This is a genomic window from Streptomyces sp. NPDC007901, from assembly GCF_042959465.1.
Classification (GTDB): Bacteria; Actinomycetota; Actinomycetes; order Streptomycetales; family Streptomycetaceae; genus Streptomyces.
Window position 1 is genome coordinate 415256 of the sequence record NZ_JBIBKW010000004.1, and the last position, 12436, is coordinate 427691.

At 68.5% G+C, this 12436-nt stretch carries 5 protein-coding genes and 1 pseudogene; 3 read left to right on the plus strand and 3 right to left on the minus strand.

The features are described from left to right. Positions 1–6: 6 nt before the first annotated feature. Positions 7–6663, minus strand: coding sequence for an SDR family NAD(P)-dependent oxidoreductase (locus ACFZDK_RS16555; protein WP_390973067.1), 6657 nt, complete (start codon positions 6661–6663; stop codon positions 7–9). Further along, entirely contained in the window at positions 6660–8441 is a 1782-nt protein-coding gene (locus tag ACFZDK_RS16560) for an AMP-binding protein (protein WP_390973069.1), read from the minus strand. The genes ACFZDK_RS16555 and ACFZDK_RS16560 overlap by 4 nt, the downstream gene beginning before the upstream one ends. Before the next feature lie 340 nt (positions 8442–8781). Here ACFZDK_RS16560 and ACFZDK_RS16565 point away from each other — a divergent pair, with 340 nt between their 5' ends. Then, entirely contained in the window at positions 8782–10227 is a 1446-nt protein-coding gene (locus ACFZDK_RS16565; protein ID WP_390973071.1) for an MFS transporter, read from the plus strand. Next, positions 10203–10388, plus strand: coding sequence for a hypothetical protein (locus ACFZDK_RS16570; protein ID WP_390973072.1), 186 nt, complete (start codon positions 10203–10205; stop codon positions 10386–10388). Before ACFZDK_RS16565 ends, ACFZDK_RS16570 begins: the two co-directional genes overlap by 25 nt. A gap of 13 nt (positions 10389–10401) precedes the next feature. On the opposite strand, the gene ACFZDK_RS16575 is transcribed toward ACFZDK_RS16570, so the two are convergent. Beyond that, the gene (locus tag ACFZDK_RS16575) at positions 10402–11877 is read right to left on the minus strand and encodes an MFS transporter (RefSeq protein ID WP_390973425.1); all 1476 of its coding nucleotides are present in this window, start codon (positions 11875–11877) and stop codon (positions 10402–10404) included. 310 nt (positions 11878–12187) lie between these two features. Here ACFZDK_RS16575 and ACFZDK_RS16580 point away from each other — a divergent pair. Continuing rightward, positions 12188–12301, plus strand: a pseudogene (locus ACFZDK_RS16580) (3-hydroxyacyl-CoA dehydrogenase family protein); the annotation flags it as partial. Positions 12302–12436: the final 135 nt, after the last annotated feature.

Sequence of the window (12436 nt, forward strand, 5' to 3'; positions counted from 1 at the left end):
CGCCGATCACTGGGTGGGCCACCCCATGGCCCGGGTGACGTGCTGCGCGATGGTCTGGACGTGCGGGGGGTCGATGACGGACAGATGGTCACCGTCGACCGGGACGATCTCGAGGAGGGGGCACAGGGGCGCCCACCCGAGGTCGGCGTCCTGTCGGAGGTAGCGCGGGTCCAAAGCGGCGGTGAGCTGTTGCGGCTGCTTGGCGCGATAGAGCACTACGTGGCCCTCCTGAGGGCGGGGGACGTATCGTTCGCCGACGCGGGCGTCGATGTACGAGGTCCGTTGGTGCTCCATGATCCCTGGGCTCATGTCGAGTCCCGCCTCGGCGACCAGACGCATGACAACGTCGATCTGCTGATCGTCCGGGGTGGCCGCCAGCTCTTCGTAGGGCAAGTCGAGGCGGTGCCCGTACGTCTTCTCGATGTATTCGGCGAAACGACCGAAACGCTCGAGCAGGAACTCCCGTGATTCCGGTTCCGGCAGGACGGGGGGCAGGATGGTGTCGATCAGCCCGAGAGACCCGATGTCCTGTCCCTTTTCCCTCAGTTGAAGCGCCACTTCGTAGGCGAGACACCCTCCGAAGGACCAGCCGAGCAGGTGGTAGGGCCCTTCCGGCTGGATGTCACGGATGAGTGTGCGGTAGCGGGCCGCCTTCTCCTCCATGGTGCTCAGCTCGTCGACGCGTTCCAGGCCGTACACGGGCTGCTCGGCTGGCAGCAACCCCGTCAGTGGCAGGTAGACGGAGGTCGGGCCACCGGCGGGGTGGAAGGTGAACAGCGGAGGCCGTTCCGACCCGGGGAGGGGAGGGCGCAGGGTGGTGAGTGCCGACCCCCCGGTTCGGTTGACGACGGGCCGGATCAGTTCGGCGACTGCTGCGACGGTGCGCTGGGCAAGGATGGCGGCGGCCGTCAGGCTCAACTCGATGTCGTCGCCGAGGCGCCGACGAATGACGTCTGCCATGGCTGCGGCAGCGTCGTGGTCTCCGCCGGCGGTGATGAAGTCCTCCCGGACGTCCCTCGGCCCTTGCTGCAGGACTTCGGCCCAGGAGCTCGCGACCAGCCGCTCCGCAGCGTCCCTGGGGTTGAGGACACTCGGCAGCGTGAGTGGGGACGGCTCGGCCCGGCAATTGTCCTCGGATGCCGTCGGCTGGGAACCGGCCGCCGACTCCGTGGTGTCCAGCCCAAGTTGTTCGAGTACCGCGTGTCCGATTTCACGCAGGCTGGCGCCGCGCAGGAGCTGGGAGGCGGACACGTCGACGCCGAAGTCCTGGCGGATCGTGTTCTGGACGCGTACCGCCACCAGGGAGTCCAGGCCCAGGTCGGTCAGCGGGACCGTCTCGCCGAGTTCGGCGGCCGCGAATCCCATGATGGCCGCCGTTCTTCTGACCAGGCGTGTGTAGACCGTGTCCGCGGCGGAGCTGCCGAGAGCCCCGATACCGTGGGGGCCAACCCAGTCGTCGGGGCCGGTTGAACCGTTTTCGAGGACGTCGGAGAAGAAGGGAATGGCGGACAGGCCGGGGAACGCCTCCAGCACGCGCTCCGCGTCGAGGTGGACGACGCCCACGTGCGCACAGTCGAGGGTGACCAGTGCCTGCAGCACGTCCATTCCCTCGCTCACCTGGATGGGCTCCAACGCCAGCGCCTGGTTCCCGACGGTCATGCCGACGTTCTCCCAGGGGCCCCACGCAATGGAGGTGGCGGGCAGGCCGCTGGCTCTGCGGCGGTGGGCCACGGCATCGAGCCAGGCGTTGGCAGCCGCATAGGCGGACTGTCCGGGTGAGCCGAGCAGTGCCGCGGCGGAACTGTAGATCACCCACCAGTCCAGATCGAGGTCGGCGATAGCCGCCTCAAGGTTCTGGGCTCCTACGGCCTTCGGCCGCAGCACCGTGTCGATATCCGCCGGTTCCAGGTCGGTGATCACGCCGTCGTGCAGGACGCCGGCGCAATGCGCGATGCCACGCAGCGTGTGGCCGTCGGCGAGCGCGGCGCGCACCAGGTCCGCGGCCACGTCGAGGTCCGCGATGTCCCCTTGGACCACCGCGACGGATGTCCCCCGTTCCTGCAGTTCGGCCAGGACGGCCTGAGCCTCGGGTCCCGGGGCACGGCGTCCGTTGAGGACGATGCGCCCGGCGCCCTGCTCGGCGAGCCGACTCGCTGTAGCCAGGCCCAGTCCCGTCAGGCCCCCGGTGATGACGTATGCGCCGTCGGGGCGGGTGAAAGCCACGGTGTCGTTGCGCTGTGCGCTGAGCTCGGCGCGGGCGAGATGCGCGGTGAGGCGCGTGCCGGCCCTCCACGCGATCTCGTCCGCGTCGCTGCCCGCGAGGAGTTCGCGGGCAAGGTCGTCGATTGCTCCGGGCTGCTTGTCGATGTCTACCAGCGAGGCCCGCAGCTGGGGGTGTTCGAGCGCAAGAACCCGGACGAGTCCACGAAGGCAGGCGAGAGACGGCGTCCCTGGTTCCCCGGACCCCGTAGCCTGTGCCAGCACCGTGACCATCCACAGGCGTGGCGGTTGCCGGTGCGTTGCACTGGCCAGGCGACGCGCCAACTGTGCCGCCCTGTGCAGTGACCGCATGTCGTCGTCCTGTTCTTCCTGTGGGAAGAACAGGACAACCGCGCTCTGGCCGTCCTGTGGGCTCTCCAGCCAGGCGGCAAGTACGGCGTCGCAGGCGCCGTCCCGGGCGTCCGTCGCCGTGACGTCGGTACCGCCGGCTTCCAGGGCTGCCAAGAGAGAGGCCGTGGCGTCCGATTCATCGCTGATGAGCAGGACACGCCGCAGACCCAGCGACGGCAGGGGAACGGTGGACTTCTCCCACTGGATGTCGTACGTGCACGTCTCGAGGGACCGCGGCACTTCGTGTCGCTCGACGGGCCGCAGCTGAACGAACCGGGCGACGATCTCGCTCGTGTCGCCCTGTGCAGAGACATGCCACTGGTCGACGTCCGCGTCTGTCGGGTCGGCGCCGTCGGCGGGTGTGCAACTGATGTCATAGCCGGTGTCAAGGATGCCCGGCCCCTTGACGAGCAGGGACCCTATGCCGACCGGGACGGTATGTGCGGTGGCTTGGACGGTGCGGTCCCCGTCCGGTGGCGTATCCGCAGCGCTCTGCGCCTCCATCATGGCGGTCAGGACGTGTGCGTAGGACGGCCGGTGAGGGGACCTGGGGTCCTCGGGGATGAAGTGCCGGGTGAGTGTTGGCTTCGATTCCTGCTCGGGGTGAGCCTCGTCCTGAGGTCCCGGGGCGCGGGTGACACGGGCCGAGGCGTAGCAATGCCAAACGGTCTCGGCGCCACGGGCGTGGAGGCTGATGGTTCCGTGTGTGCCGGAGTCCGGTTCCCACACCGTGGTCAGGGGGGTGCTGCTGGAGATCGCGAGCCACCGGTGGATCTGCAGATCCTCGATGCCGAGATGGGTGATGCCCTCCCGGGCCCAGAGGTCCAAGCCGGCTTCGATCATCAGCTCCGCGGCCTCGGCAAGGGTCAGCACCGCTCTGCCGTGGACCGTGCCGCGAGTGCCGTGCCAGTTCGAGCCGACGTCTCCCTGCCACAGCACGGCGCCGGTTCTCGGGTCGTCGGTGCGCACCCCCAGCAGGGGATTACCGCCGGTTTCGGTCGATCGGGCGGAGCGAGGGAACCAGAACCGTTCATGCCGCCACACGGGCGTGGGCAGTGCAGTGCGTGCACCGGCGGGCCACAGTCCGGGGTTCAGCGGGACGCCGGCGAAGTGCAGCCGTGCCAACGCGACTCGTACCTGGACGGTGTCGTCGGTGTTCTTGCGGAGGGTCGGAAGGACCAGCGCCTGGTCCCCCGCCGGGGTGGTGTCGAGGCTCTCCGCGAGGGGGACGACGACGATGGGGTGGGGTGAAATTTCCAGGAACAGGGTGTGACCGTCCTCGGCTGCCGCTGTCACCGCTTGTTGCAGAAGCACTGGGCGGCGGGTGTTGGCGCACCAGTAGCCCGCATCGGCTGCCGCGTCTGCACGGGGATCATCAAGGACTGTGCTGTACCAGGGTGTGGCCGGTGGGCGCGGGCACAGGTCGGCAAGATCCTCACTCAGTGGCGCCAGGATGGGATCGACCAAGGCAGTATGGGTGGCTCCGCCCAGTTCGAACAGTCGGGCGAGCCGGTCCTGATCGGTCAGCTCGTCCACCAGGTCGCGCACCGCTTGGGCCGGGCCGGCCACCGTGCAGCGTTGGGGCGAGGAGTGAACGGCGACCTCGACACCGGGAAAGCGACTGACGACGGCCGTCCGGGACTCTTCGGGCAGCTCCACCGCGGCCATCGCCCCTGCCCGGGTGGCTTCGAGGATGGCGAGGTGGGCCGACCGGCGGACGATGACGCGCACTCCGTCGCGGTCGTCGAGAGCACCGACGACCACGGCGGCTGCGACCTCGCCCATCGAGTGTCCGATGACGGCGGCGGGTTCCACGCCATGGGCCTGCATGGTCCGCGCCAGGGCCACCTGGATTCCGAAGATCAGCGGCTGGATCCGATCCGCTGTCTTGGTCAGATCGGCCATGAGCATGTCGGTAAGGGAGGAGCCGGTCTCCGCAAGGAAGAGCGGGTCGAGCTCGGATACGTGGGCGGCGAAGACGGCATCGTCGGTCAACAGGCTCCGCCCCATGCCTTCCCACTGTGAGCCGTAGCCGGAGAAGACGAAGACCGGTCGCTGCGCTGCGAACGACGGGGCCGCTCGTGCGTCCGTGCACGCGGGCACCACGCCGGGTACCGTCTCGCCCTGGGCCAGTGCGGCCAGCCCGGCAGCCGCGTCGGAGTGGGTCCGTGCGACGACGGCGGCGCAGGACGGGCCACGGCGGTGCGAGGCGAGCGTGTGGGCGATGTCGGTGAGGGCGGGCGCGTCGTTGGCTGCAACCCATTGCGACAGACTCGCGGCCGTGTCGGCGAGCCGGTCCGAGGAACGGGCTGAAACCACCAGGATGTGCGGGTCGCCGGACTCTTCGTCGTCGGCGTGCGTGGGATGCGCGCCGGTCGGGGACGCCTGCTCCAGTACGGCGTGAGCGTTCGTACCGCCGAAGCCGAAGGCCGACACACCGGCGCGCGCCAGGCGGTCCCCGGCGGTGGGCCATGCGGTCGGTTCGGTGACCACACGCAAGCCCAACTCGGCGAAGTCGATGTGTGGGTTGGGGCTGTGGAAGTGCAGGCTGGCCGGGATGCGGCCGTGGTGCAGGGCCAGCGCTGTCTTGATCAGGCCGACAATGCCGGCCGCGCCTTCGAGATGGCCCAGATTGCTTTTGACCGATCCGATCAGCAGTGGCTGGTCGGGCTGCCTGCCACGTCCGACGACTGCCCCGAGCGCGGTCCCTTCAATGGGGTCTCCCAGAAGGGTGCCGGTCCCGTGTGCCTCGACGTAATCGATTTCGGTCGCGCTGATGTTTGCGTCGCGCAGGGCGTCGCGCAGCAGCGCTTCCTGCGCCGCCGGGTTGGGTGCCATAAGACCTGCCGAGCGGCCGTCCTGGTTCACGGCGGTGCCCCTGATGACGGCGAGCACCCTGTCGCCGTCGCGCCGGGCGTCGGCGAGCCGCTTGAGCACGACGACGCCGCAGCCCTCACCGCGGGTGAATCCGTCCGCCGCGGCGTCGAAGGGTTTGCACCTGCCGTCCTCGGCCAGTGCGCCGGCTTGGTCGAACGTGGCCGTGACCGCCGGGGACAGAAGGACGTTGACGCCTGCGGCCAGCGCCGTGTGGCACTCCCTACTGCGCAGACTGCGGCAAGCCAGGTGCACTGCCACGAGGGACGACGAACAGGCAGTGTCGACGGTGATGCTGGGGCCCCGCAGGTCGAGCAGGTAAGACACGCGGTTGGCGGCGATGCTGCCGGCAGCTCCGGTGCCGGTCCACGCGGTGAGTCGTGTGGGGTCCGAGGTGGTCAGATGCCCGTATTCGAGGGCGCTCAGACCGACGAAGACGCCGGTGGATGTGTTCTGCAGGGCGGGAGCGGGTACGCCCGCATGATCCAGTGCTTCGCAGACGACTTCGAGTAGCAGCCGTTGCTGGGGATCCATGACTTCGGCCTCGTGCGGGGTGATGCCGAAGAACTTGGCGTCAAAACCTTCGATGTCGTCGAGAAAGCCACCCCACTGTGTGGTGGATTCCATGAGGGCGGTGGCCTCAGGCGCTGTTCCGGCGTAGTCCGGCCAGCGTTTCTCGGGCACCTGCCCGATCGCGTCCATTCCCGCCATCAGCTGGTCCCAGAACGCGTCCGGCCCGTGCACGTTGCCAGGCAGGCGGCACCCGATGCCGACGACGGCGATGGCACCGTCGTCAGTGCGGGCGGTGACGGCCGCCTCATCGGGCGTGCAGGGCTGCCGGTCCGACTGCACGGCATCCGCCTGGTCGGCGTTCGTCAGGGCGGCAACGAGTTGTCCGATGGTGGGGTACTCCCACAGCAGCGTGGTGGCCAGTGATCGGTCCAGGATCTTCTCCAGCTCGCCGGTCAGTCCGACGGCGTCGCGGGAGGTGAGACCGTACTCCGCCAGCGGCCGGCCGTCGTCGAGTTGTTCCGGCGAGATACCGCTGATGTCTGAGACCAACTGCACGAGTGCACTCCGCAGCTCGGCAGCGCCCGATGCGGAGCGGCCGTCCGTGACGGAGGTGGTGGCCTCGGCGTCGTCCTCGACCGCCTCCTCGTGTTCATCTGGCTGGTTCATGCGACGCTGGTCTCTTTCTCTACGAGTGTCTCGGAGGCCCAGGTGCCCCGGAGGTAACGCTCGCGGCAGGCGCCGCGGGCGACCTTCCCGCTGGTGGTGTGCGGTACGGTGCCGGGTGGGGCGAGGACGAAGTCGCGCATGGAGATGGCGTGACCGGCGGACACCGCCGCACGTACCGCGCGTGTCACCTCGTCCCGGACCTTGTGAGGTTCCGCGAGGTCACGGGCGTGCTCGGCTACGACGATCAGGCGTTCCCCGTCGTCGGTGGGGACGGAGAACGTCGCGGTGTGATGACGGCGGATCGCCGGGTGGGCGTTCTCGACGGTGTGCTCGATGTCCTGCGGATAGTGATTGGTCCCGTCGATGATCACGAGATCCTTGAGGCGACCGGTGATGTAGAGGTGGTTGTCGTGCCACACCCCGAGGTCTCCCGTGCGCAACCAGCGCTGCGTTCCCTGGCCCGGGTTGTCACCGTGAAGGGTGGCGCGGAAGGTCGCCTCGCTCTGTTCCGGCCTTCCCCAGTAGCCGCGTCCGACGTTGGGGCCGCTCAACCAGATCTCGCCCACACACCCGTCCTCCAGCCGGACGAGGCTGACCGGGTCGACAATGGCGGCCTCCTGGTCGGTGGGCCGTCCACAGCCGACCAGGCGGCTCACTGCCTGTTCCTCGGTGCCCTCGGCCGGCCGGGCGGTGCCGGCTGCCAGCGCGTCGCGGTCGAAGGAGGTGACGGTCGGTTCCTCACCTGCCGATGAGGCAGATACGAACACAGTCGCCTCGGCCAGCCCGTAGGACGGACGCATCGCGGTGGGGACCGCGCCGACTGGGGCGAAGGCCTGCTGGAACCGCTGGAGCGTCTGCTCGGCGATGGGTTCACTGCCGTTGATCATGGCGGCCACCGACCCCAGCGACAGCGTTGCGCGCTCCTCCTCGGTGACGCGGCGCACACAGTAGTCGTACGCGAAGTTGGGGGCCGCGGTGAGCGCACGCGGGTGTTCGCTGAGCAGTCGCAGCCAGCGGACGGGCTGCTGGACGAAGGCCAGCGGATCCATGAACACGGAGTGGACGTTGCCGACGACGGGAAGCACGATCGCCAGCACGAGCCCCATGTCGTGGTACAGGGGGAGCCAGCCGACGGTGCAGTTACGCCCGGCTTGGATGTCGTACGCCTTCTGCGCCTGGCGTGCATTGGCGCAGACGTTGGCGTGGGTGATCTCCACGCCGGACGGCATGCGGGTGGAGCCCGAGGTGTACTGCAGGTAGGCGCACTCATCGGGGCGGGGATGAGAATATTCACCGTCCGCTGGTTCGGCCCACGCCGTCGAACTCGAGAGCAGGTCCTCCTCGGTGGTCACACGCACGCGGAGGCCGTCCTGATTGGCGCAGAACTTCTCCGCGGCCGGAAGCGAGTCGGGGCTGGTGAGAGCGAGCACCGGGTCGGCGTCGGCGAGCGCGGCGGCCAGTTTCTCCGCATGGCCCGGCAGAGTCGGGGGGAACAGGGGAACGGCGATCGCACCGGCGCACGTGGCCGCGAGGAAGCCGACGACGTAGTCCAGGTTCTGCGGCCCCACGAGGGCCACCCGCTCGCCGACCGCACCGCCGTGACGCAATACCGCCGCGAGGGTACGGACCCTCTTCTCCAGTTCGCGCCACGTCAGAGAGGCGGGGGTTCCTTCGCGAACGGTACTGAAGTCCACGAAGGTAAACGCATTTTCGGCAGGGGCCCTCTCCGCGGCCCGAGTGAGATGATGACTGATCGTGTCTTCCATGGTTTTCAGCATGAATTCACCGAACCTTCGTTCTCGACAGGCAGCGGGGCCGCTCGGCCGTCAGCCATTCCGGAGAATTGACGACAGCCGTCACCGCTCGCCATCCATCCCCAATGCATGGTGGCGAGGACGGTGATCATCCCCACATATAGGGGCACCGTGGATGCGGCGCCACTCCGGAAGTCCCGTCCGGGCGACCCACCGGAAAACGAGCGGCGTTTTCGGCACACCAGATACCGCAATCAGGGCGCCACGGAGTCGCGCCTGCCATGCCCACGGGGCAGAGTACGAAGAAGGGCCCGCGGAACGTGGCGGCCTTTTACCACCGTCGGCGCTACTCAAGGCAGGTACCGTGAGCCGACTACGTGTCCTCGCCATCCTCGTGGCCGTACTGCTGCCGTCCTTCATGACCGCCTTGGACAACACCGTCGTCAATGTGACACTGCCTCAGATCCAGGCTGAACTCGCGTTGAGCGAAGCCGACCTCAAATGGGTGGCGGCCATTTACCCTCTCACCCTCGCGAGCCTTCTGCTGCTGGGCGGGCATCTGTCGGACACCGCTGGGCGGCATGCCACTCTGTCGCTCGGCGTCGCACTCTTCGCCGTCGCATCGGTCGGGTGCAGTGCGGCGTCCTCCGGTATGGCGCTGATCGCCTGCCGGGGGCTGCAGGGAGCGGGCGCTGCGCTGATCCTGCCGGCCTCGCTGGCGGTCCAGTCGCACGATCTACCGCCTCACGTGCGTAATGCCGCCTTCAGCGCCACCACTGCCACGTTGGCGTCAGCGCTGGCCTGCGGCCCTGTGGTCTCAGGTGTCATGACACAGCACTTGGGCTGGGAGTCCGTTTTTGCCATGAACCTACCGGTGGGTTGTGTGAGTCTCCTCGTCGGCTTTCTTGTCCCCCGGCCCAAACCCTCGCCCCGTACCATGTCCCCGGCCTCGGCCGCACTCTCACTCCGCGTCATCGCGTTGGCCTGTTGCTCGCTGGCAGCCCTCGCCTACTGCCTGATCGAAGGGCCTGAACAGGGCTTCGACGCCCTTCCTGTCGCCGCGGCAGGGGGCGTCGTCGTCGCGTCGGCCGTCGGCCTGTGCTACGAGTTGACTTCGGGCCGGAACACCGTGTTGCGTCCCCTCCTCCGGCAACGCCCTTTCGTCGGCGGAGTCATTACTCAACTACTGTGGGGTCTGAGCGTAAGCGGAGTCTATTTCTTCACGTCTCAATTTCTACAGAACGGCCTCGGCCTCGCCCCGACGCAGGCCGGTCTGACATTCATGCCCGTGGCCCTTTCCCTGATCGCCACCATCCCTTTCGTTTCGCTTATGGCGCGCCGCTGGGGTGAAGGTCGGATCTCCGCTGCGGGTCTACTCCTGGTCGGCCTGGGGTTGGTGATGATCACGCTGGGCAGTTCGGGAGGAAAGCTCGTTGATATTTTGCCCGGACTTTCACTTATCGGTTTCGGCTCCGCGCTGGCCGTGCCGCTAACCACCCGTGCTCTGGAATCCTCACCGAATCATCTTTCCGGAATCGCGGCCGGACTGTTCAGCGCCGCCCGCGAGGCGTCCGGAGTCGTCGGAATCGGCCTGGTGGGCGCCATCGTGTCATTCGTGGAACACGCCGCAGTCTCCACCGGGGCCGATGGCTCGGGTGCCTTTCTCTCCGGCTACCAAGCCGGTCTGTGTTTCGCTGCGGCGCTGGTCGCGACGGGAGCTCCCGTCGCGTTGTGGGCGCTGCGCCACCGCAGGACCGCTCCAGAAGGCGAGAGGAGCGCCTCTGCATGCGCCTCGAAACCGGGGCCGTGACGCCGCCCGGTCGGGCAGCAGCCCGCCTGGCGGCAGCGGTTGGCATCTGCGCGGGCAGGGACATGCTGCTGCTGGTCAGAGCCTGGTCCAAGCGCGATGGCGGCCGCCGCAAGGAAGTGCTGCGCATGGAGCCTTGCGCCCCGGACAGCCAGCCCCATTGACACGGGGAACTCCCTATACCCGCGCCTTCGTCGTCCCGCCCGGCGTAGCCGTCAGCGGCGTCGCGATCTCCTCCAGCGGCCTGCGCTCCGCGTTCACCGCCAGTGCCGCCGCCACCAGCCCCGCCGCACACATCAGCCCCGCCCCGATCTGGAACGCCAGCACCGTGTCGGCCACCTTCCCCGTCCCTGTGAGGTCGGCGAAGAGCAGTGGGCCGCTGATGCCGCCGGCCGCCGTGCCCAGCGCGTAGAAGAACGCGATCGACATCGCCCGCGTCTCCATCGGGAAGATCTCGGACACCGTGAGGTACGCGCTGGACGCGCCCGCCGACGCGAAGAACAGGACCGCGCACCAGCAGGCCGTCAGCGTCCCGGCCGACAGCACGCCCCGGCCGAACAGCCACGCCGTGAGGAACAGCAGCAGGCCCGAGAGGAGGTACGTCGACGAGATCATCACCCTCCTGCCCGCCGTGTCGAACAGCTTGCCCAGCAGCAGGGGGCCCAGGAAGTTGCCCACCCCGATGACCACGAAGTAGTAGCCCGTGTGGCCGGTCGGCACGTCGAAGAACGTCGTGAGGATCGCGCCGAAACCGAAGGTGATCGCGTTGTAGAGGAACGCCTGGCCGATGAAGAGGGAGAAGCCGAGGATGGCCCGGCGGCGGTAGTCGTGGAAGACCGTGCGGGCGATCTCGGCGAACGTGCTGCTCCGGCGCTGGTGGATGACCAGTTCGCCCGCCGGTTCGGGGAGCGGCTCGCCCTTCTCGGCCGCCACCCGCCGCTCGATCGACGTGACGATCTCCTCCGCCTCCTCCTCCCTGCCGTGGATCAGCAGCCAGCGCGGGCTCTCCGGGACGTTGCGCCGCACGAGGAGGATGACCAGGCCGAGGACGACACCGAGTGCGAAGGTCAGCCGCCAGCCCACGTCCTTGGGCAGGAAGTCCGTGTTCAGGGCGACGATCGAGAGCAGTGAGCCGCCGATCGCGCCGACCCAGAAACTGCCGTTGATGATCAGGTCCACGCGGCCGCGGTAGTGCGCCGGGATCAGCTCGTCGATCGCGGAGTTGATCGCCGCGTACTCGCCGCCGATGCCGAAGCCGGTCAGGAAGCGGAAGACGAAGAACCACCAGGGGGCGAAGGAGATCGAGGTGAGGGCGGTGGCGGCCAGGTACACCGCCAGGGTGATCAGGAAGATCTTCTTGCGGCCGTGGCGATCGGTCAGGCGGCCCCAGAACAGGGCGCCGATGCAGGCGCCGGCCACGTACAGTGCCGCGGCCGTGCCGGTGACCTGGCCGGAGGAGATCGCGAGGCCGCTGCCGGGTTCGGAGAGGCGGCCGGCGATGCTGCCGACGACCGTGACCTCCAGGCCGTCCAGGATCCAGACCGTGCCGAGGCCGATGACGATCGTCCAGTGCCAGCGGGACCACGGCAGCCGGTCCAGGCGGGCCGGGATACGGGTGGTGATCGTCCGGCCGCCGGGTTCGTCCATGCCCATGCCCGTAGCCGTACCCACGCGCGCCTCCTCGCCCGGGAGTCGAGGTAAGAAGCACCCGATCGAGTGCCCCGCGCGAATCGGTCCACGCCCCCGGGGGCCCGGCCCCGGCTGTCGAAACGCTCCCCCAGTCAGGACCCCACCCCCGGCCATCAAGACAGCGGACGGGGTGCTGCAGTGACATATGCGAGTACCCAGCTTGAGGCCAGCGAGTCGATCGTGAGCGTGTCGACGTGGCTCGGGCATGCTTCGCCGCAGACCACAACAGGCCATGAAACCGCAGGTGAAAGCGGTGATCGCGCACACTGGCAACGTGTACGCCGAGTTCAAGGAGCCGCTGTACGCCGCGCCCCCGCTGCTCCAGCGCATGGTCGAGGCGGGCCGGCTCGGCCGGAAGACCGGCTCGGGCTTCTACACCTACGGCTGATCACCCCCGGTTGGTCACAGGGAGCGATGCTCCACGGGCCCGGCACCGCCTTCGGTGCCGGGCCCGTGTGTTTCACACACCGTGTGCGCACCGGGCTCGCATATGCCCGTCGCACACTCTCCCCACGCGCTCACC

Coding starts and splice junctions, on each gene's coding strand:
- ACFZDK_RS16555 (WP_390973067.1), bottom strand. CDS start 6,663: ATGAACCAGCCAGATGAACACGAGGAGGCGGTCGAGGACGACGCCGAG.
- ACFZDK_RS16560 (WP_390973069.1), bottom strand. CDS start 8,441: ATGCTGAAAACCATGGAAGACACGATCAGTCATCATCTCACTCGGGCC.
- ACFZDK_RS16570 (WP_390973072.1), top strand. CDS start 10,203: ATGCGCCTCGAAACCGGGGCCGTGACGCCGCCCGGTCGGGCAGCAGCC.
- ACFZDK_RS16575 (WP_390973425.1), bottom strand. CDS start 11,877: ATGGGCATGGACGAACCCGGCGGCCGGACGATCACCACCCGTATCCCG.